Raw genomic sequence first — 19,324 nt, forward strand, 5'->3', positions numbered from 1 at the left:
CTGCCAAAAACATATGGTCTCTATACGATCTCGAAACTCAAACCCCCGGTGCGAAAGCACCGGGGGTTTTGCGTTTCTAAACTCAATCCAGACGAAAGACAGAACAAGCACATGAGCGGAGCGGCCTGACTGCAGCCCACTGGGTCAGTGGGCTGCACGGTGAAGGCGGCACGGCACAGAAAAACCCGCGCCGGGACAAAAAGCCCGGACGCGGGTTGTATGGTTTGTCAGCTGCTTGGCGGTCGCAGGGCCTAGGCCGGCACGTATTTGCGCCAGTTATGCTCTTCGACGAAGCCCAGGACCTCGCGGATCTTGCGATTGGAGATCGGCGCTTCCTGGGGTGCCATCGGGCGGGTGATGGGCGTGTTTGGGGCCCAGCGGTTGAGGAATTCCGGCGTGGGCTCGCGCGCGGTGATGGTGTCATTGACCGCATTGAACACCTGATAGCCCAGCCCGTCCTTGCCCAGGCACAGATGGACGATCTGGCCGAGATCGCGGGCGTCGATGTAGCTCCAGGCGTTGCGCTTGCGCGAGGCGGGATTGTCGAGGAAGCCAGTAAACATCGGATACTCATGCGGCTCGATGACATTGCCGATCCGCAGGGCATAGATGTCGATGTCGCTGCGCATCGCAAAGGCCCGGGCGGTCTTCTCGTTGACCACCTTGGAGAGGCCATAGCTGTCCATGGGGTCGCTGTCATAGTCCTCGTCGAGCGGGAAGCTGTGAAAATCCTTATCGCCCTCGGCAAAGCACACGCCATAGGTAGTTTCGCTCGAGGCGATGATAACCTTGGGAATGCCCAGCTTCACCGCCGCTTCAATGACATTGTAGGTGGAAACGACATTGGCCTCGAAGGTGGTGTTGTCGGGCCGCAGCAGCACGCGCGGCACGGCCGCGAAATGCACCACGGCATCGATTGGCGCCGGCCCAGTGCCATTGGCGAACTCGGCCATGTCGAAATGCATCGACAGCGCATTGAAGGCCTCGCCGCTCTTGGTGAGATCGGCCGTCAACGTGTTGACGCCAGGGTGCTTGAGCGGCACCAGGTCGACATTGAGCACGCTGTGGCCCTTGTCGAGCAGATAGGGCACCACATGCCGCCCCGCCTTGCCGCTGCCACCGGTAAAAACGATACGCTTGCTCATACTGCAAATCCTTGTGTGATGGGGATGAAAGGGGGCTAGACGCCCAGGGACCGGCGCCAGGCCAGGCCCTCGAGGGTCGTGGTCCGCGGGCGATACTCGAGCCCGACAAAGCCGGCATAGCCCAGCCGGTCGAGCGCCTTGAGGATGCGGCCATCATCGAGTTCGCCGCTGCCCGGCTCATGCCGCTCCGGCACCGCCGCGATCTGGACATGGCCGATCTTTGAGATCAGTGCCTCGAGACTGCGCAACACGTCGCCATGAATGATCTGGCGGTGATAGATGTCATATTGCAGCTGCACATTGGGCAGGGCCAGCTCGCCCAGGCAGGCGACGGCCCAGTTGAAATCATTGAGGAAATAGCCCGGCATATCGCGCGGGTTGATCGGCTCAATGACCAGGGTCATGCCTTCGCCGCCCAGCGCTGCGGCCGCATGGCGCAGCGCTGACTGGTAGGCCGCAATGGCCAAGGGATCGCGGTGATCGGCCAAGCCGGCCATCATGTGGAGGCGGTGCGGCTTGAGCACGCGGGCATAGTCGACGGCCGTGGCGACGCCGGCTTCAAATTCGGCCCGCCGCTCCGGCAGGGCGGCAAGACCCCGGTCACCCGCCGCCCAGTCGCCGGGCGGCACGTTGAAGAGCGCCAGGGTCAGGCCATGACGCTGCAGCCGCTCGGCAATGGCCTCGGGCGCATGCTCATAGGGAAACAGGAACTCCACCGCATCAAAGCCGGCATCGGCGGCCGCACCAAAGCGGTCGAGAAAGCCATACTCGGTGAACATCATGGTGAGGTTTGCGGCCAGACGGACCATGGTTCAGCCGTCCTGGCCAGACGGCAGGGTGAGCCCGGTCATCTGCGCGATCATGCGGGCAGGGGAGGCATCATCGTCCTTGCCCATGCCGGCCGCGGCGGTCATCAGGAAGAGCTGCAGCGCCGAGGCCGCAATGGGCAGCGGAAAGGTTTCCGCGCGGCCAATATCGCTGACGATGCCGAGATCCTTGGTGAAGATATTGACCGAGCTGCGGGGTGAATAGTCGCCCTCCAGAATATGCGGCACGCGGTTTTCGAACATCCAGCTATTGCCGGCCGAGGCGGTGATCACCTCATAGACCTTGGCGATATCGAGCCCGAGCTTGCTGGCAAAGGTGATGGCCTCGCAGGCGGCAGCGATATGAACGCCCGCCAGGAGTTGATTGACGATCTTGAACGAGGCGCCAATGCCCGCCTCATCGCCCAGCTCATAGACTTTGCCGGCCATGGCATCGAGCGCCGGACGGCCGGCAGCAAAGGCCTCGGGGGCACCGGACGCCATGAAGGTGAGCTCGCCCGTGCCAGCACGGACGGCGCCGCCGCTCATCGGTGCATCGAGATAGAGGATGCCCTGTTCGGCACAGCGGGCAGCCAGCGCCCGTGCGGCGTCGGGCGCCATGGTGGCACAGGACACGACCACGCTGCCGGCAGTCAGAACGCTGGCCAGCCCGTCAGGGCCAAACAGCACAGTCTCGGTCTGGGCGGCGTTGACCACCACGATGACGGCGATATCGGCGCCCTGTGCCGCATCGGCGGGGCTGTGGGCACCGCGACCGCCGGCACTGGCGAGTGCCGCTACCGAAGCGGGATTGACGTCAAAGCCGCTGACGCCGTGGCCGGCAGCCAGGCACGCCCGCGCCATGCCCAGGCCCATCGAGCCCAGGCCAATCAGGGCGATGCGGCGCGCAGTTGAACTGGTCATGCTTGTCTCCCACCGGTAGCGCGATCCGCTGTTGCCGAAGCGCGCAATCGCTTCTATGTTAGCGCTGTCATAGTGCGGGGATCATGACCATTGCCGGTCACCAAGTCAACCAAGCTGAAACGTGAGGGCGCGGGGCCGCGCAGCGGTACGCGCCTGCCCGAGCGGCGCCAGGGCGTGACGCTGGCCGATGTGGCCCGCCTCGCCGAGGTCAGCGAGATCACCGTATCGCGCATCCTGCGCAACCATGGGCCGGCGGCACCGGCAACGCGCGACCGCGTGCTGGCAGCAGTGCGCGAGACCGGCTATGTGCCCAATCGCCTGGCGGGCGGATTGGCATCTTCCGGCTCGCAACTGGTGGGCGTTATCGTGCCCTCGCTGACCAATATCGTTTTTCCCGAAGTGCTGGGCGGCATCCGCGCCGCGCTCGACGGCTCGGGCTTTCAGGCGGTGATCGGCGTCAGCGACTATGACCTGGCGATCGAAGAGGAACTGGTGGCCTCGCTCCTCGCCTGGCGGCCTGAGGCCATGGTCATCGCCGGTTTCGACCATACGCCGGCGGCCCGCGCCATGCTCGAAGGCAGCGGCGTGCGCATTGCCGAGATCATGGAAATCGACAGCACGCCCATCGATCTTGCCGTGGGGCATTCGCATGTCCAGGCTGGCTTTGACACCGGGCAATATCTCCTGGGCCGCGGCTATCGGCGCTTTGGCTATGTCGGGCACGACTGGAACGCCGACCGCCGCGCCAGGCTGCGCCACGACGGGTTGGTCGCGGCCCTGGCCAGCGCGGGGTTGAGCCTGGTGACAACCCAGCGCACCGAGGGACCGAGCTCGGTGGCGGCGGGCCGCGAACAGCTCGCGGCGCTGCTGGCGCAGGGGCCCAAGCCGGATGTCGTGGTATTCTCCAATGACGACATGGCCACCGGCGGCGTGTTTCACTGCATGGCGGCCGGGCTTGTGCCGCCGCGAGACCTTGCCCTTTTTGGCTTCAACGGGCTTGATATCGGCCAGGCGCTGCCGACGCCGCTCTCGACCATGCGCTCCAACCGCTTCCTGACCGGCAGGACGGCCGTGGAGATGCTGCTGGCGCAACGCACGCGGCCGCCCCAGCCGCAGGTGATCGACACCGGCTACGAAATCCTGCCCGGCGCAACAGCGTGAGGACCCCATGAGCTCCCCCATCCTGCTTGGCGCCATCGCCGACGATTTGACCGGGGCCACCGACCTGGCGCTGATGCTGGCGCGCAATGGCATGAAAACAGTCCAGCATATCGGCGTGCCGCCCGAGGGCAGCGATTTCGGCGATGCCGAAGCCGTGGTGGTGGCGCTCAAATCGCGCACCATTGCCGCCGATGACGCTGTGGCCATGTCGCTGGCCTCGGCCCTGGCGCTGCGGGCAGCGGGGGCCGAGCAGATCCTCTTCAAATACTGCTCGACCTTTGATTCCACCGACAAGGGCAATATCGGTCCGGTGGCCGAGGCGCTGATGGACCTGCTGGAGGCCCCCATCGCGGTCGCTTGCCCGGCCTTTCCCGCGGCGGGGCGCTCCGTCTATCAGGGGCATCTGTTCGTCGGCGCGAGCCTGTTGTCCGACAGCCCCATGCGCGACCATCCGCTGACGCCGATGCGCGACGCCAATCTGGTGCGGGTGCTGCAGAAACAGGCCCTGGGCCGGGTCGGGTTGATTCCGCTCGATATCGTCGAGGCCGGGCCCGACGCCATCCGCGCGCTGCTGATCAAGGCGCGCCAGGCCGGCTTCCGCCTGATGATTGCCGATGCCGTGCGCGATGCCGATCTGCGCCAGCTCGGGGCGGCCCTGGCCGGCGCGCGGCTGATCACTGGCGGCTCGGGCATCGCCATGGGCCTGCCGGAGAACTTCCGTGCCGCCGGCAAGATCGGCACCGCCGAGGTGGCCGAGACCATGACAGCCCCCCAGGGCAAGGCCGTGATCCTGGCCGGCAGTTGTTCGGTAGCGACGCGCGGCCAGGTGGCCGCTGCCATCGAGGCCGGATTGCCGGCGCTGCGGCTGGTGCCCGCCGACATCGTGTCGGGCAAGCAGTCCATCGCCGATATCGCCAATTGGGTGTTGGCCAATAGTGGGAAGGGGCCGGCCCTGGTCTATTCCAGCGACGAGCCGGAGGCGGTGCGCCAGACCCAGCAGAAGCTGGGCGCCGCCGCCGCTGGCCAGCTCATCGAGCAGATGCTGGGCAATCTGGCGGTGATCCTGCGCGACAATGGCTTTGCCCGCTTCATTGTGGCGGGCGGCGAGACCTCGGGCGCCGTGGTGGCGGCACTTGGCATCACCGCGCTCGAGATCGGGCCCGAGATTGCCCCCGGCGTGCCCTGGACCCGCAGTCGCGGCGAACCGGACCTGGCCCTGGCGCTAAAATCGGGCAATTTCGGCGCGCCGGACTTCTTCCTCACCGCATGGGACATGCTCGATGACTGATGCGCAGACCCATGCCGAGAACCTGGCGCGCGGCGAGATCGCTCGCGTCGGCAAGTCGCTGTTTGATCGCGGCCTGACCTTTGGTTCCACCGGCAATATCAGCCTGCGGCTTGAGGATGGCGGCTGGCTGATGACGCCCACCAATGTGTCCATGGGCGAGCTCGACCCGGCGCGTTTGTCGCGCTTTGACGCCAATGGCCGCCATATCGGTGGCGATGCGCCGACCAAGGAGGCCATGCTGCATATAGCCATGTATGGCCAGCGCGCCGACGCCAGGGCCGTGGTGCATCTGCACTCCACCCATTCGGTGGCGGTGAGCCTGATCGATGGCGTTGACCCCCTCGATGTGCTGCCGCCATTGACCGCCTATTACATCATGCGCGTCGGACGGCTGCCGCTGGTGCCCTATCTGCCACCGGGCGACAGCGAACTGGCCAGGGCCGTGGGGCGGCTGGCGGGGGAACACCATGCCGTGCTGCTGGCCAACCATGGCCCGGTGGTGGCCGGCACGAGTCTGGCCAATGCGCAATATGCCACTGAGGAACTGGAGGAGACCGCGCGGCTGTTCCTGCTGCTGCGCGGCCTGCCGATCCGCCCGCTTACCCCGCAACAGGTTGCCGATCTGCGGCAGCGTTTCGATCTCAAATAGCGGCAGGGCCGCGAAAGGACTTTCCATGTCAGACACCAGCAGCGCGCCCGAGACCGTCGGCTTCATCGGCCTGGGCCTTATGGGCCATGGCATGGCCAAGAACATCGTCGAAAAGGGCTATGGCCTGACCGTAGTGGCGCATCGCAACCGCGCGCCCGTGACCGATCTGATTGGACGCGGCGCCGTGGAAGCCGCCTCGATCGGCGACCTGGCCGAGCGGTCGAGCGTGGTGTTCCTCTGCGTCACCGGCTCGCCCGAAGTCGAGGCGGCCGTGCGCGGGCCCGAGGGCCTCCTGGCGCGGCTCAAGCCCGGTTCGGTGGTGGTCGATTGCTCGAGCTCGGACCCCAGTTCGACCGTGCGCATCGCCGCTGAACTGAAAGCCAAAGGCATCGACTTTGCCGATGCACCCCTCAGCCGCACGCCCAAGGAAGCCTGGGCCGGCACACTCGACACCATGGTGGGGGCCGAGGAGGCGGTGTTCACGCGGCTGCAGCCGATTTTGGCGACATGGGCCGGCAAGATCGTCCACATCGGCGGCGTCGGCGACGGCCACCGCATGAAGCTGCTCAACAATTTCATCTCGCTGGGCTATGGCGCCCTCTATGCCGAGGCCCTGGCCCTGGCCGACCGCGTCGGCATTTCGGCTGACCGCGTCGATCAGGTGATCCGCGGCGGCCGCATGGACTGCGGCTTCTACCAGACCTTCATGCGCTTCACCCTCGAGGGCGACCGCGAGGCGCACAAGTTCAGCCTCGCCAATGCCTTCAAGGATCTGCGCTATCTCGAATCCATGGCCAATGCGGCCGGGCTGGTGAACCCGGTGGGCAATGCGGTCAAGAATGCCTATGGCACCGCCATCGCAGCGGGCGGCGCTGAAGACTATGTGCCCATGCTCCCCGCCTATATCGACCGGCTCAATGGCGGCAAGGGCGACTGACCGAGCCCCCAAGAATGACGAAGGCCCCGCCGAGGCGGGGCCTTTGCTTAGACCGGCGGCGCGCCGCTCAGTCTGAGGAGCGCATTTGCCGGACCCGCTCGAAGGCCACGGCGATGATGATGCAGGCGCCGATGAACGTGCCCTGCCAGAAGGCATTGATCCCCAGAAGGCCCAGGCTGTTGCGGATTACCTCGATCAGCGCTGCGCCGACGAGCGCGCCGGTCGCGCCGCCAACGCCGCCCACCAGGCTGGCGCCGCCAATGACCGCTGCGGCAATCACCTGCAGCTCCATGCCGGTGCCCAGATTGGTGGTGACGGCGCCCAGCCAGCCGGTCTGGACGATGCCGGCAATGCCCGCCGACAGGGCGGAGATCATGTAGACAGCCACCTTGATCGGCCGCACCGGAACGCCGGTGAGCATCGCCGCATGCTCATTACCGCCGATGGCATAGAGGTGCCGGCCGAACTTGGTCCATTTGAGGACAAAGCCCACCAGCAACGCCAGCGCCACCATGTAGAGAACTGGATTGGCAATGCCGAGCAACCAGGCGCCGCCGCCCAGGTCGAGCAACCGCGCATGGTCTGGGCCGAACTCGAACACCACCGTATTGTTGGAGGCGACCATGGCCAGGCTCCGGGCAATCGAGAGCATGCCCAGCGTCACCACAAAAGGTGGAAAGCCCAGATAGGCCACCAGCACACCATTGAAGGCGCCCACAGCCAGCGACGTGACGACCGCCACCAGAATGCCGATCTCAAGCCCGTAGCCGGCATGCATGGTCACCGCCAGCACCATGCTGGACAGGCACAACACCGAGCCCACCGACAGATCGATGCCGCCGATGATGATCACCATGGTCATGCCCAAGGCAATGATGGCCGTGAAGGTGACGTTGCGCGTGATGTTGAAGATGTTCTTGGAGGTCGCAAAGGAATCGGTGGCCACCGTCAGGAACAGGCAGGCCACGATAATGGCCACAAACACCCAGAAGGCCTGGCTTCTGAGCAGGCTGGTCAGCCAGGTGTGCTGGCGTTGGGCTATGGTCTGGTCAAGTGTGATGCTCATCGCCCTATACTCCCTCGATCGCGCCGGTGATCAGGCCTGTCACCTCTTCGGGTGAACTCTGATCGATGCGTTTGTCGGCCACCTTGGTGCCGCGCCGTAGTACGATCACCCTGTCGGCAACGCCGAACACGTCGGGCATGCGATGGCTGATCAGCACCACGGTGATGCCCTGGTCGCGCAGTCGCTTGATGAGGTTGAGCACCTCGGCCACCTGGCGCACCGAGATGGCTGCCGTGGGCTCATCCATCAGCACAACCTTGGGGTTGGACAGCCGCGTCCGCCCAATGGCCACAGCCTGGCGCTGCCCGCCCGACATATTGCGGATCAAGTCGCGCGGCCGCGTTTCGGACTTGAGCTCGGCAAAGATCTCGCCCGAGCGCCGGTACATGGTGGCATAGTCCAGCACACGGATCGGGCCGAACCAGCGATAGAGCTCGCGTCCGAGAAAGACATTGGCCGCTGCCGTCAGATTGTTGCACAGCGCCAGATCCTGATGGACGATCTCGATGCCGTGCCGGCGCGCATCGACCGGATGGTGCATTACCAGCGGCTCACCATCCATGCGCATGGTGCCCTCGCTGGGCGCAAAATTGCCGGCGATCATCTTCACCAGCGTCGACTTGCCGGCGCCATTGTCGCCCATCAGGCCGATGACTTCCCCGGCTTCGAGCGAAAACGACACGTCGTTCACCGCTTGAATGGCACCAAAGTGCTTGGAAATATTTGATAATTCTAGAACAGCCACGTTACTTCCCTCTGCGCGTGACTTATTGGCCCCATACCTTGCGGCTGAGTGTCAAACGCTGACGATACAGGGCTTCTCCTCCCCAGGACGAAACCTCATTTCAGTTATGCAAATCGTTTGCACCACGTCAACGCAGTGAAATCATAATTGTACTATTAAATGATTTGACGCCGGGACAGCGCCGGGATTAGCCTTTCCTCGGCAGTCCATGGAGGACAGTGCAGCCGGAATACCGGCGCATTGTAGCGGCTGCCAATAATGGGAGAGAGCAATGAAGAAAGTAGCCTTACTTGCCGCAGTTGCTGCGCTGTCGCTTGCAGCATCGCCGGCATTTGCAGCCAAGAAACAACTGGTTATCGTCGTCAAGGGTCTGGACAATCCCTTCTTCGAGGCCATTCATCAGGGTTGCCTGAAGTGGAATGCCGAGAACGCGGACTCCGAATACGAGTGCTTCTATACCGGCCCGGCATCCACCTCGGATGAAGCAGGTGAAGCCCAGATCCTGCAGGACGTGCTGAGCAAGCCCGATACGGCCGCGGTCGCTATCTCGCCGTCCAATGCGCCGCTGATCGCCAATACTTTGCGCAGCGCGGCCCCGACCATCCCGATCATGACCGTCGACGCCGACCTGACCAAGGAAGATGCCGGCCTGCGCGCCACCTATCTGGGCACCGACAACTACCTGATGGGCAAGCGCATCGGCGACTACATCAAGGCAGCCAAGCCCGATGGCGGCACCATCTGCTCCATTCAGGGCAATGCCGCCGCCGACAATATCCTGCGCCGTGCCCAGGGCATGCGCGACGCCCTGAGCGGCCAGGAAGGCCTTGCCGCCCTGGCCGGTGAAGGCGGCTGGACCGAAGTCGCCGGCTGCCCGGTGTTCACCAATGACGATGGCGCCAAGGGCGTTCAGGCCATGAGCGATATCCTGGCCGCCAATCCGGACCTCGATGCCTTCGGCATCATGGGCGGCTGGCCGCTGTTCGGCGCGCCGCAGCCCTATCGTGACCTGTTCGGGCCCATGAAGGACCGGATCGCCAGCAACGACTTCGCCATCGGCGCCGCCGATACCATCGGCGAGGAAGTGGCCCTGGCCCGCGAGGGCCTGGTGACGGCCCTGGTTGGCCAGCGTCCGTTCGAAATGGGCTATCTCGCCCCCAGCGTGATGATCGACCTGATCGAGGGCAAGGAAGTCGCTGACCCGGTGTTCACCGGCTTGGACGAATGCACCAAGGACACGGTCGACACCTGCATCCAGAAGTAGGATCACTACAAACGGCCACTGTTGCGGGGCGTGCCAATGCGGCGCGCCCCGCTTCTTTCATGCCGGGTGCGGCGAGCAGGCGTGACAGGCAAAGGCCGATTGCGCTCGCCGGGCGGCGGGGGTAGATCAGGCCATGGGCAAAACCATCGTTCGCCTCAAGGACATTGCTGACCGGACCGGGTTCTCGGTCAACACGGTCTCGCTCGCGCTGCGCCAGAGCCCGCGCATCCCGGCCGAGACCGCGCAGCTGATCCGCGAGGCTGCCGAGGCGCTCAACTACCTGCCCAACCATATCGCCAAGTCGCTGGTTAGCCGGGAGACCAAGACCATAGGGCTGGTGCTCACCGACATCACCAATCCCACGCTGACCCATGTTGCCCAGGCCATAGAACTGGCACTCGCCGAGCGGGGCTATTCAACTCTCTTTGCGACTTCCAACAACGATCTTGCCGAGGAGAAGCGCGTCATCGAGATGTTCCGCTCGCGCCAGGTCGATGGCATGCTGATCTATCCGCGCAGCCATCGCGAACTCGACCATATCCGCCGCCTGCGCAGCGCCCGCTATCCCGTGGTGCTGCTGGTAGCCGACCCCGATGCCGGCATCGACGCTGTCTGCATCGACGAACGCCGCGGCGCTCACCGCGCTGTCCGCCATCTGCTCGATCAGGGCCATCGCCGCATCGGCATCATCGACGGCGCCCATCGCCTGGGCAATCGCGAGAAGCAGGATGGCTACCGCCAGGCGCTGGACGAGGCCGGGATTGCTGTCGACCCGCGCTGGCTGGTGGATCCAGCGGGCCACTCGGTGCTCCATGGTTATCAGGCCATGGACCAGTTGATGGCTGCGCCCGAGCGTGTCACGGCGGTGTTTGCTGCCAACGACACCCTGGCCATCGGCGCGCTGCGCTGGACGCAAAAGCATGACTGCCGTGTGCCGCAGGATGTTGCCATCATCGGCTTTGACAACATCGAATTTGCCGAACATGCCGCGACGCCACTCTCGAGCATCAACTATGCCGTCGGCGCCGTCACCGCCATGGCCATAGATCGCCTGCTCGGCCTGATTGCTGCCGGCGACACATTGCCTGAACCGCAGGTGTCCATGATCGACCCCGATCTCGTCATCCGCGACAGCACGGTGGCCCCCGCCTGAACCGGTTGACTCCGCGCACGCCCAATACCTGATGCCGCCGCCATTGGCCGGGCCGGGTAGCCTGCTGGCTTTCATCTGTCCTCATCAGGTCGCCCGAACCCTCAAAAGAGGTTGACACGTTCCAATGCCTACAGTACTGACTGACCGTCAGTCATAATAGGGTGCGCCGATGTCTCCCCGCCGTTCAAGCCGTCCCGAAAGGGCCGACGATATTCTTGCCAGCGCGGCAAAACTGTTTGAGGCCAAGGGTGTGCGGGCGGTATCGATCGACGACATCGTTCAGGGCGCCGGCATCGCCAAGGGCACGTTCTACCTCTATTTCAAGACCAAGGATGACCTGCTGGCGAGGCTTGCCGACGCTGTTGTCGCCGACATGGCGGCTGCCGCACAGCAGGCTGGGCGTGGATCCGGCGATGCACTCGATCGTTTCGCCCGTGCGGTCATGGCCATGCAGCAGGTTGATCGCAGCCGGCACTATCTGGTGGACGCACTCAACCATCCCGAAAACAGCGTGCTGCACGATCTGACCAATACCGCGCTGGTGCGCCAACTCGCGCCCGTGCTGGCCGAGATCGTCGAACTCGGCAAGGAGGAGGGCGCCTTCGAGGTCGAAGACGCCCAGGCGACGCTTGAGTTCCTGCTCGCCGGCCAGGCGGCGTTGCTCGGCGGTGGTCGCTTCAACTGGACGCCCACCGAACACGCCGCGCGCCTGCGCGCCACGCTCATCATCATCGAGCGCGCGCTGGGCACCGCCAAGGGCGCCCTGATGGCCCGCCTTGCTAGCCTGGGAGACACGCCATGATGCTGCGTGAAGCCGAGATCATCGGGCGGTTCAACCGGCCATGGACCTTCTTTGCCTTGGCAACCGTCGGGCCCTGGACGGCCTGGCTGATTGCCGCCTGGTGCAGCCGGCAAGCCGCGTTGGGCCAGACGGGCCTGGTGCTGGTGAGCCTGTTTGCCGGTATCGGCCTGGCATTGCCGATGCTCACCGCCTGGCTGCTGATCCGGCGGGACGCGGTGTTGCGGCAGGACCTCTGGCGGCGCCTTTCGCTGCGGGGCAAGGCCTGGCCGCATATGCTGCTGGGCGCTGGCATCATGCTGGGCAGTATTGTTCTGGCGCAGGCGATCTCGCTGGGCTTCGGCTATTCCGCTGACCAGTTCGCCCTGGCGCATGGCGCCTCGTTCAGCGCCGGTATTCTGGTGGGCTGGGTGCCGCTGCTGCTGGCGCCGGCTGTCGAGGAAATCAGCTGGCACGGCTATGGCACGGACGCGCTGCGCCGCAGCATGAACCTGTTCTGGACCTCGATTGTCTTTGGCGTCTATTGGGCGCTCTGGCATGTGCCGCTCGGCCTGATCGAGGGCTATTACCAGGCCAATCTGGTCGAGACCGGCCCGCTGCATGCGGTCAATTTCCTGGTCAGTCTCATTCCCTTCGTGCTGCTGATGAACTGGCTCTACTATCGCTCGGGCCGCAGCATCTGGGTCGCGGTGGCCTTTCACCTGGCCGCCAATGTCTTCAACGAGGCGTTCCAGACCCACCCCGACAGCAAAGTCATCCAGACTGGCCTGCTCATCGCGCTCACCCTGGTGGTGATCCTGCGCGACCCTGGCTTCTTCTTCGGCCGCACGCCGGCCACCGACACCCGCACAGCAAAGGCAATACCATGAGCACCATCGAGATCGAGAAATACGTCGACGGCGTCTGCGTCGAGGCACTCAACCTGCCGCTGGCACCGCTGCAGTTCGTCAGCGGTCTGCTGCCCCGTCAGGCCCATGAACAGTTGCGGCGGCGCGGCATCGATATTGATGCATTGCTCGACGGCACGCCCGTGGCTCAGTGGCTTGATGTCCAAGAAGGCCAGACGGCCAAGCGTATCCGCGTCATTCGCCGCGACTGACTGGCTGGTCCGGCCGTCCGGACGCCGGCGTGCTCGGCCGCTTATGAGCGCGGGCACTATCGCCGGGCAGGGGGCAGCTTCTCTAGTTGCTCTTGATCATGCCGCCATCCACGCGAATGCGCGAGCCGGTGACATAGCTCGCCCGTTCGCTGGCCAGGAACGTCACCACATCGGCGAGCTCGTCCGGTCGGCCATAGCGACCCACCGGAATGGTGGCCATGGACGCCTTGCGGACGGCCTCGACACTGGTGTCGCCGCGCTTGGCTGCTGCGGCGTCGAGCTGATCGACGCGGTCGGTATGTATACGTCCCTGCACGATGACATTGACCGTCACCCCATCGGCGGCCACCTCGCTCGCCAGGGTCTTGCTCCAGCCCACCAGGGCCAGGCGCAGGCCGTTCGACACAGCCAGGCGTGGGATGGGCGTATCGACGCCGGACGACGTCAGCGTGATGATGCGGCCCCAGCCCCGCTCGACCATTGGCGGCAAGAGGCGCTGTGTCAGCGTGATGATGCTGCCAACCATCGCATCAAAGCCCGATTGCCAGGCCTCGGGGGGCGCCGAACGCGCCTCGCCGGGCGCCGGGCCGCCCGAATTGTTGATCAGAATATCCACTCCGCCCCGGGCGAGCATGGCCTCGGCCAGGGCAGCGACGCTGTCCGGCGTTGCAAGGTCCAGCCCATGCGGCGTGATGCTGCCGCCCAGTGCCGGATCAACCTGCGCCGCCAGAGCCTGGATGGCGTCCACGCTGCGCGCAGCGCCGATCACCTTGACGCCCTCATTGGCCAGCGACACGGCGATGGCGGCGCCCAGCCCCTTGCTGGCACCCAGCACCAATGCACTCTTTCCCACTAGCCCCAGCTTCATGCCCCGATCTCCTCCAGGCGCTTCTGCTGGCGGGCCAGCAAGCGTTCAACATCGGCAATATCGTTGGCGGTCAGGCTGGGGCGCGGCTTGCGCAGCGCTGCAGACTTGATGACGCCGCGCTTGGCCAGCACATGTTTGCGCGCGGCCAGCCCGATGCCCTGCTGCTGCTCATAGCGCGCCAGCGGCAGATAGGCGTCAAAGATGTCATGGGCGCGCTCGATGTCACCCTTGGCATAGTTCTCGACCACGCCGACCATCATCTCGGGAAAGCAGAAGCCGGTCATGGCGCCGTCGGCGCCGCGGCCCATTTCCTCGGGCAGGAACAGGCCGCCATTGCCGCAGAGAATGGAAATGCGGCGCGTCTCGCCCTTGTCGCTGGAGGCGCGCAGCGCCGTGATCTTGGACAGGCCCGGCCAATCCTCATGCTTGAGCATCACGCAATTAGGCACGTCGCGCACGATGCGGTCGATCACCTTGGGTGCGATGGTGACATTGGTGGTCAGCGGATAGTCCTGCAGCACCCAGGGCGTCTTGCCCAGCGCCTCGCCGACCGACGCGTAAAAGCTGTAGGCCTGATCGTCGGTCTTGGTCGTCCAGGGGGGAGCGACCATGACGCCGGCAGCGCCCAGATCCATCACCGACTCGGCCAGCTCGCGCATGGGCGCCAGCCCCGGCGCCGTCACGCCCACCACCACCGGCAGCCGACCGCCAACGCGATTAATGACGCGCTTGGCAATGGCCTGCGATTCCAGGGAGGTCAGCTTGGGCGCTTCGCCCAGCTGCCCCAGAATGGTCAGCCCCGTCACGCCCTTGGCTTCGTAGAAGTCGACCATGGAATCGACGCTGTCCCAGTCGACCTCTCCGGCGTCGGTAAAGGGCGTGACGGCGATGATATAGACGCCCTTTGCGTCTTCTGTGAGCAGTGCCATGGCATATCTCCGGTAGAGGCGGTCAGTGCGACCAGTAAAGCGATGTGGCGTTTTGGCTGAACAGCTGATGCTGGGCCGTCGAGGGCGCGGCGGCAAGGCTGAGCGCGATCAGCGCAGCATCGTCCACCATGGTGTCGAACAATTCGGTATGCGGCCAGTCGCTGCCCCACAAGAGGCGTTCGGCATGGCGCGATGCCAGGCCGCCCACGACATGGCGATAGCCAGCGTGATCGGCGGTGTCGCCAAGCCTGTAGGGCGCCGAGATCTTGACCAGGACCTGGCCACTGTCCAGCACCCGGCTCAATGCATCGAGCGCCGCAGCGGGCGCAGCGAGCGGCAGGAACGCCAAATGATCGATGACGCCGGTAATGCCATATTGCGCGGTCAACGCCGTGACATCGGCCAGATTGTCTGGCCCGACCTGGAACTGCACATGCCAGCCCAGAGCACGGATGCGCGGCGCCAATGCGGCCATGGCATCCAGGCCAATCCCACCCTTGTTACGCAGATTGATACGCACCCCGCGCACGCCCATCCCATCCAGCCGCTGCAGTTCGGCGTCGCTGGTCTCGGGCGCAATCACCACCACGCCACGCAGGCGGTGCGGCGCCTGGGCCAGGGCCGCCAGCAAGACCGAATTGTCCAGACCATAGACGCTGGGCTGCACCAGCACACCGCGATCTATGCCGACGCGATCTGCATAGACCAGCCAATCGGCCAGGGTCAGCATTTGCGGCGTGTAACTGCGTGGCGTATTGAGCGGCGCCGCCGGGTCAAAGACATGGAAATGACTGTCGATCGTTCCGGCGGGGAGGCGTTGCTCAAGCGGTCCGGGCAGGGCGATGGGCGGCAGGCATCGCGGCGCCTCGGCACCACTCATGGGGCAACCTGCAGGAAATCGAAATCGGCACCATCGTCCGCCTGCATCACATGGTGATGATAAAGATGGGCATAGCCGCGATCCGGGCCCGCTGCGGGCGGCGGCAGATCGGCCATGCGGCGGGCAAATTCGGCATCGTCGATATTGAGATCGATGCGGCGCCCAGCCACATCCAGGGTGATGCTGTCGCCTGTGCGCACAATGGCCAGCGGCCCATTGGCGGCCGCCTCCGGCGACATGTGCAGGATCACCGTGCCAAAGGCAGTGCCGCTCATGCGGGCGTCCGAAATGCGCACCATGTCCCGCACGCCCTGTCGCGCCAGCTTGCGTGGAATGGGCAGATAGCCGGCCTCCGGCATGCCCGGCGCGCCCTTTGGTCCGGCATTGCGCAGCACCAGCACATCATCCGCCGTCACGTCCAGATCATCGCTGTCGATACGGTTGTTGAGGTCCTCGACACTGTCGAACACCACGGCGCGGCCGGTGTGCTGCAACAGCGCTTTGGAGGCAGCCGATTGCTTGAGCACGGCGCCGCGCGGGGTCAGATTGCCCTTGAGCACGGCCAGCGTGCCCATGGGTTTGAGCGGCGCCGCCATGGTGCGGATCACGCTCTGCCCGGGCTCGTCGATCACGGCATCGATCACCGCACCCAGCGTGCTGCCATAGACGGTCGGCATATCGACATCGAGTTCACTGCGGACTTCCTTGAGCAAGGCCGGCACGCCGCCGGCCTTGTGGAACTCGGCCATGTAGTGCTGCCCTGAGGGTTGCAGGTCGACCAGCAGCGGCACGCGCTGGCCCAGTTGGTCGAGCAGATCCATGTCCAGTCTGAAGCCGAGCCGCCCACAGATGGCCGCCAGATGGACCACCGCATTGGTCGAGCCGCCCATGGCCTGCAGCGCGACAAGGGCGTTGCGGATCACCTGGGGCGTGAGCAGGTCGCGCACTGTCAGCCCGCCATCGCGCGCCAGCCGGGCGGCCTCCGCGCCGGTGGCTTCTGCCAGGCGCATGCGTTCCGATTCCGTGGCCGGTGCCGAGGCGGATTTGGGCAGGCTCAGCCCCATCACCTCGACCAGATTGGCCATGGTGCTGGCCGTGCCCATCACCGTGCAGGTGCCGATCGAGCTCACCAGCTTGTTGTTGATCTCGCCGATCTCGGCATCGTCGATCTCGCCGGCGCGATAGCGCCCCCACATGCGGCGACAATCGGTGCAGGCGCCCAGGCGCTCGCCCTTGTGATGGCCCGTGGCCATTGGCCCCGTGGGCAGGAAAATCGCCGGAATTTCGCTCGACGCGGCCGCCATGATCTGGGCCGGCAGGGTCTTGTCGCAGCCGCCGATCAGGACCACGCTGTCCATCGGCTGGGCGCGGATCATCTCCTCGGTTTCCATGGCCATCAGATTGCGCAGGAACATCGAAGTGGGGGCGGCAAAGCTCTCGTGAATCGAAATAGTGGGAAACACCATCGGCAAGGCACCATTGAGCATCACGCCGCGCTTGACCGCCTCGATCAGCTGGGGAACGTTGCCATGGCAGGGATTGTAGTCCGAATAGGTATTGGCAATGCCCACGATGGGGCGGTCCAGCGCATCATCGGAATAGCCCATGGCCTTGATGAAGGCCTTACGCAGAAACAGGGAGAACCCCTGGTCACCATAGCTCGTCAGCTTGCGGCGCAGCCCGTTGGACACAGTACAATCCTCCCGCATCGGGCGTTCGCATACCGCCGCCTGACTGCCAAATTATCCTTGTCCCCAAATTGTCAATAAAGATGACAGCCGTCAATTGGCGATTGGCGGATTTTGCGCATAGTTTCGCTGGCCACAACCGTTCAATCTGGCTAGATTATTGATAAGTGGCGCGGTTGAGGGGTGTTTCTATGCAGGCGAACGGGCAAAAACGCCGCCGCGTGGGCCTGATCGGTGCCGGCTGGGTGACAGGTTACCACCTGCCCGCCTGGAGGCAATTGTCCGATCGCGTCGAGCTTGTGGCCATCGCCGACCCCTCGTCGTCGGCCGTTGCAACGCGGGCACAAGACTATGCGATTCCCCACACCTTTGCCGACGCACAAACCATGCTCGACAGTGTCGAGCTGGATGCGGTCGATATCTGCGCTCCGCGTGAACACCATGCCGCGCTGGTGCGGCTGGCGCGTGCACGCGGCATCGACATCTTGTGCCAGAAGCCGCTGGCGGAGGATTTCGCGGCGGCCGCGGCGCTGGTCGCCGAAAGGGCAGGGCCGTCGCGGCTGATGGTGCATGAGAACTGGCGTTTTCGCGCCTGGTATCGGCAGTTGCGGCGCTGGCTCGATGAGGGACTTGCCGGCGAGGTCGCCCATGTTCAGCTCGATTTCCTGTCCAGCGGCATGATCGCCGGCGCCGATGGGCTGCGGCCAGCGCTGGTGCGCCAGCCTTTCTTTGTGCGGCAACCCCGTCTGCTGGTCATGGAAGTGCTCATCCATCAGCTTGATACGCTGCGCTTCCTGCTCGGGGAGATGGATGTGCTGGCCGCCCGGCTGGCTCGCAGCAATGATGACATCATCGCTGAAGACCGGGCCGCCATTACCCTGCGACTGCGACGGAATGGGGCGCTGGTACAGTTGACCGGCGATCTGGCGGTGCATGGCATGCCGCCGGCGCCGCGTGACCAGCTGCGCATCATCGGCTCGGCCGGCACGCTTCGCCTGGAGGGCAACCAGCTATTGGCGACCGGGCGCGCCGAGCGTGCGGAAGTGTTTGACGCAGACCGCACCTATCAGGGCTCCTATGACGCGGCCATCGCCCATTTCGTTGACTGCCTGCAGAGCGGCGCTGACTTCGAGACGGCGCCGGAGGACAATCTTGTGACCCTGCGGCTGGTCGAGGACATCTACCGGCTGGCAGCGTTCGACCCCGCGCAAAAAACAGGCTAGATTGGCGGTCCAGTGCAGGAGCCGACCGTGATAGCCGCAAACGATTCTGACGCGCAGAGCCATGATGACCTGTCCATCGCCCGGGCGCTGGAAGAGGACATCATCTTTGGTCGCCTGGCACCGGGCACCCGCCTGACAGAGGATACGCTGCTGGCCCGCTTTGCGGTGACCCGGCATTTCGCCCGCCAGGCGCTGGTGCAGCTCGAGGCCATGGGCATTGTGGTGCGCGAGCGCAATCGCGGCGCCACCGTACGCTCGCTGACGCCCAAGCAAGTGCAGGAAATCTATGCAGTGCGCGAACTGCTGCAACGCCAGGCTGCACTGTGGATCCCGCTGCCGGCGCCCGAAAGCCTGATCGCCGAACTCAACGCCATTCACGCCGAACATGGTCGCCATATCGAGGCAGGCTTCCTGCGTGGCGTGCATGAAGCCAATGACCGGTTCCATCTCACCCTGTTCGGGGCCTGCGGCAACGACCATCTGGTGCAGTCCATCGAACTCTACATGCGCCTGAGCCTGCCGGTGCGCGCCAATTCCATGGCCAATACAGAAGCGCTGCGCATCGCCCATGAACACCATCGGCTCATGATCGAGATGCTCAAGGGTCAGGACAATTGGGTGTTGGCGCAGCTGTGCGTCGATCACCTGCAGCCCAGCAAGAAACGCTATCTCGATCGCGTCGGCTGACCGGTCGGCGACA

At 64.8% G+C, this 19,324-nt stretch carries 20 protein-coding genes; 11 read left to right on the forward strand and 9 right to left on the reverse strand.

Translation table 11 applies throughout. The annotated features are described in order from the left end of the window. Nucleotides 1–251: 251 nt before the first annotated feature. From K1177_RS00005 to ltnD, 3 genes are read right to left on the reverse strand one after another with little or no spacing between them, the layout of a single operon-like run. Nucleotides 252–1,145 carry an NAD-dependent epimerase/dehydratase family protein gene (locus tag K1177_RS00005; RefSeq protein ID WP_224701007.1) on the reverse strand — a complete coding sequence of 298 codons (894 nt, stop codon included), beginning with the start codon at nucleotides 1,143–1,145 and terminating at the stop codon, nucleotides 252–254. A 35-nt stretch (nucleotides 1,146–1,180) separates the two neighbouring features. Beyond that, nucleotides 1,181–1,954, reverse strand: a complete 774-nt coding sequence (otnI, locus tag K1177_RS00010; protein WP_224701009.1) for a 2-oxo-tetronate isomerase — start codon at nucleotides 1,952–1,954, stop codon at nucleotides 1,181–1,183. Nucleotides 1,955–1,957: 3 nt separating this feature from the next. Next, on the reverse strand, nucleotides 1,958–2,875 hold the full coding sequence (gene ltnD / locus K1177_RS00015; RefSeq protein WP_224701011.1) for an L-threonate dehydrogenase: 918 nt from the start codon (nucleotides 2,873–2,875) through the stop codon (nucleotides 1,958–1,960). A gap of 153 nt (nucleotides 2,876–3,028) precedes the next feature. Here ltnD and K1177_RS00020 point away from each other — a divergent pair, with 153 nt between their 5' ends. From K1177_RS00020 to K1177_RS00035, 4 genes are read left to right on the forward strand one after another with little or no spacing between them, the layout of a single operon-like run. Beyond that, complete coding sequence (locus tag K1177_RS00020) at nucleotides 3,029–4,036, forward strand: LacI family DNA-binding transcriptional regulator (protein ID WP_224703661.1); 1,008 nt, start codon at nucleotides 3,029–3,031, stop codon at nucleotides 4,034–4,036. A gap of 7 nt (nucleotides 4,037–4,043) precedes the next feature. Next, on the forward strand, nucleotides 4,044–5,324 hold the full coding sequence (otnK, locus tag K1177_RS00025; RefSeq protein ID WP_224701013.1) for a 3-oxo-tetronate kinase: 1,281 nt from the start codon (nucleotides 4,044–4,046) through the stop codon (nucleotides 5,322–5,324). After that, nucleotides 5,317–5,973, forward strand: coding sequence for a 3-oxo-tetronate 4-phosphate decarboxylase (gene otnC / locus K1177_RS00030; RefSeq protein WP_224701015.1), 657 nt, complete (start codon nucleotides 5,317–5,319; stop codon nucleotides 5,971–5,973). Before otnK ends, otnC begins: the two co-directional genes overlap by 8 nt. Nucleotides 5,974–5,998: 25 nt before the next feature. Further along, nucleotides 5,999–6,910, forward strand: a complete 912-nt coding sequence (locus tag K1177_RS00035; RefSeq protein WP_224701017.1) for an NAD(P)-dependent oxidoreductase — start codon at nucleotides 5,999–6,001, stop codon at nucleotides 6,908–6,910. A 67-nt stretch (nucleotides 6,911–6,977) separates the two neighbouring features. On the opposite strand, the gene K1177_RS00040 is transcribed toward K1177_RS00035, so the two are convergent. Together K1177_RS00040 and K1177_RS00045 are read right to left on the reverse strand one after the other, a co-directional pair. Next, on the reverse strand, nucleotides 6,978–7,976 hold the full coding sequence (locus K1177_RS00040) for an ABC transporter permease (RefSeq protein ID WP_224701020.1): 999 nt from the start codon (nucleotides 7,974–7,976) through the stop codon (nucleotides 6,978–6,980). Between the two features lie 4 nt (nucleotides 7,977–7,980). Continuing rightward, a complete protein-coding gene (locus K1177_RS00045; protein WP_224701022.1) occupies nucleotides 7,981–8,721 on the reverse strand; it encodes an ATP-binding cassette domain-containing protein in 741 nt (246 codons plus the stop codon). A 271-nt stretch (nucleotides 8,722–8,992) separates the two neighbouring features. On the opposite strand from K1177_RS00045, the gene K1177_RS00050 reads away from it, so the two are divergent. From K1177_RS00050 to K1177_RS00070, 5 genes are all read left to right on the forward strand, one after another. Continuing rightward, the gene (locus tag K1177_RS00050; RefSeq protein ID WP_224701024.1) at nucleotides 8,993–9,985 is read left to right on the forward strand and encodes a substrate-binding domain-containing protein; all 993 of its coding nucleotides are present in this window, start codon (nucleotides 8,993–8,995) and stop codon (nucleotides 9,983–9,985) included. Between the two features lie 133 nt (nucleotides 9,986–10,118). Then, nucleotides 10,119–11,138: a LacI family DNA-binding transcriptional regulator gene (locus K1177_RS00055; RefSeq protein ID WP_224701026.1), complete on the forward strand. Its 1,020-nt coding sequence runs from the start codon at nucleotides 10,119–10,121 to the stop codon at nucleotides 11,136–11,138. A 169-nt stretch (nucleotides 11,139–11,307) separates the two neighbouring features. Continuing rightward, on the forward strand, nucleotides 11,308–11,940 hold the full coding sequence (locus K1177_RS00060) for a TetR/AcrR family transcriptional regulator (RefSeq protein ID WP_224701028.1): 633 nt from the start codon (nucleotides 11,308–11,310) through the stop codon (nucleotides 11,938–11,940). Continuing rightward, on the forward strand, nucleotides 11,937–12,806 hold the full coding sequence (locus tag K1177_RS00065; protein ID WP_224701030.1) for a CPBP family intramembrane glutamic endopeptidase: 870 nt from the start codon (nucleotides 11,937–11,939) through the stop codon (nucleotides 12,804–12,806). Before K1177_RS00060 ends, K1177_RS00065 begins: the two co-directional genes overlap by 4 nt. Continuing rightward, nucleotides 12,803–13,036: a class I SAM-dependent methyltransferase gene (locus K1177_RS00070; protein WP_224701032.1), complete on the forward strand. Its 234-nt coding sequence runs from the start codon at nucleotides 12,803–12,805 to the stop codon at nucleotides 13,034–13,036. The genes K1177_RS00065 and K1177_RS00070 overlap by 4 nt, the downstream gene beginning before the upstream one ends. An 82-nt stretch (nucleotides 13,037–13,118) precedes the next feature. On the opposite strand, the gene K1177_RS00075 is transcribed toward K1177_RS00070, so the two are convergent. Genes K1177_RS00075 through K1177_RS00090 form a run of 4 tightly spaced genes read right to left on the reverse strand, consistent with a single transcriptional unit; the run spans nucleotide 13,119 to nucleotide 17,404 of the window. Next, a complete protein-coding gene (locus tag K1177_RS00075; RefSeq protein WP_224701035.1) occupies nucleotides 13,119–13,904 on the reverse strand; it encodes an SDR family oxidoreductase in 786 nt (261 codons plus the stop codon). After that, a complete protein-coding gene (locus K1177_RS00080) occupies nucleotides 13,901–14,833 on the reverse strand; it encodes a dihydrodipicolinate synthase family protein (protein WP_224701037.1) in 933 nt (310 codons plus the stop codon). Before K1177_RS00080 ends, K1177_RS00075 begins: the two co-directional genes overlap by 4 nt. A 22-nt stretch (nucleotides 14,834–14,855) precedes the next feature. After that, the gene (locus K1177_RS00085; protein WP_224701039.1) at nucleotides 14,856–15,713 is read right to left on the reverse strand and encodes an amidohydrolase family protein; all 858 of its coding nucleotides are present in this window, start codon (nucleotides 15,711–15,713) and stop codon (nucleotides 14,856–14,858) included. Further along, entirely contained in the window at nucleotides 15,710–17,404 is a 1,695-nt protein-coding gene (locus K1177_RS00090) for an IlvD/Edd family dehydratase (protein WP_224701041.1), read from the reverse strand. The genes K1177_RS00085 and K1177_RS00090 overlap by 4 nt, the downstream gene beginning before the upstream one ends. A 188-nt stretch (nucleotides 17,405–17,592) precedes the next feature. On the opposite strand from K1177_RS00090, the gene K1177_RS00095 reads away from it, so the two are divergent. Continuing rightward, nucleotides 17,593–18,624 (forward strand): Gfo/Idh/MocA family protein, encoded by a 1,032-nt coding sequence (locus K1177_RS00095; protein ID WP_224701043.1) that lies wholly within the window; start codon nucleotides 17,593–17,595, stop codon nucleotides 18,622–18,624. Between the two features lie 27 nt (nucleotides 18,625–18,651). After that, the gene (locus K1177_RS00100; RefSeq protein WP_224701046.1) at nucleotides 18,652–19,311 is read left to right on the forward strand and encodes a GntR family transcriptional regulator; all 660 of its coding nucleotides are present in this window, start codon (nucleotides 18,652–18,654) and stop codon (nucleotides 19,309–19,311) included. The last annotated feature ends 13 nt before the right edge of the window (nucleotides 19,312–19,324 follow it).

Source organism: Devosia aquimaris, from assembly GCF_020169335.1.
GTDB lineage: Bacteria > Pseudomonadota > Alphaproteobacteria > Rhizobiales > Devosiaceae > Devosia > Devosia aquimaris.

Bases quoted from the DNA above. Each gene is read 5' to 3' on its own strand.
- K1177_RS00005 (WP_224701007.1), bottom strand. From the start codon at position 1,145: ATGAGCAAGCGTATCGTTTTTACCGGTGGCAGCGGCAAGGCGGGGCGG.
- otnI (WP_224701009.1), bottom strand. From the start codon at position 1,954: ATGGTCCGTCTGGCCGCAAACCTCACCATGATGTTCACCGAGTATGGC.
- ltnD (WP_224701011.1), bottom strand. From the start codon at position 2,875: ATGACCAGTTCAACTGCGCGCCGCATCGCCCTGATTGGCCTGGGCTCG.
- otnK (WP_224701013.1), top strand. From the start codon at position 4,044: ATGAGCTCCCCCATCCTGCTTGGCGCCATCGCCGACGATTTGACCGGG.
- otnC (WP_224701015.1), top strand. From the start codon at position 5,317: ATGACTGATGCGCAGACCCATGCCGAGAACCTGGCGCGCGGCGAGATC.
- K1177_RS00035 (WP_224701017.1), top strand. From the start codon at position 5,999: ATGTCAGACACCAGCAGCGCGCCCGAGACCGTCGGCTTCATCGGCCTG.
- K1177_RS00040 (WP_224701020.1), bottom strand. From the start codon at position 7,976: ATGAGCATCACACTTGACCAGACCATAGCCCAACGCCAGCACACCTGG.
- K1177_RS00050 (WP_224701024.1), top strand. From the start codon at position 8,993: ATGAAGAAAGTAGCCTTACTTGCCGCAGTTGCTGCGCTGTCGCTTGCA.
- K1177_RS00055 (WP_224701026.1), top strand. From the start codon at position 10,119: ATGGGCAAAACCATCGTTCGCCTCAAGGACATTGCTGACCGGACCGGG.
- K1177_RS00060 (WP_224701028.1), top strand. From the start codon at position 11,308: ATGTCTCCCCGCCGTTCAAGCCGTCCCGAAAGGGCCGACGATATTCTT.
- K1177_RS00065 (WP_224701030.1), top strand. From the start codon at position 11,937: ATGATGCTGCGTGAAGCCGAGATCATCGGGCGGTTCAACCGGCCATGG.
- K1177_RS00070 (WP_224701032.1), top strand. From the start codon at position 12,803: ATGAGCACCATCGAGATCGAGAAATACGTCGACGGCGTCTGCGTCGAG.
- K1177_RS00075 (WP_224701035.1), bottom strand. From the start codon at position 13,904: ATGAAGCTGGGGCTAGTGGGAAAGAGTGCATTGGTGCTGGGTGCCAGC.
- K1177_RS00080 (WP_224701037.1), bottom strand. From the start codon at position 14,833: ATGGCACTGCTCACAGAAGACGCAAAGGGCGTCTATATCATCGCCGTC.
- K1177_RS00085 (WP_224701039.1), bottom strand. From the start codon at position 15,713: ATGAGTGGTGCCGAGGCGCCGCGATGCCTGCCGCCCATCGCCCTGCCC.
- K1177_RS00095 (WP_224701043.1), top strand. From the start codon at position 17,593: ATGCAGGCGAACGGGCAAAAACGCCGCCGCGTGGGCCTGATCGGTGCC.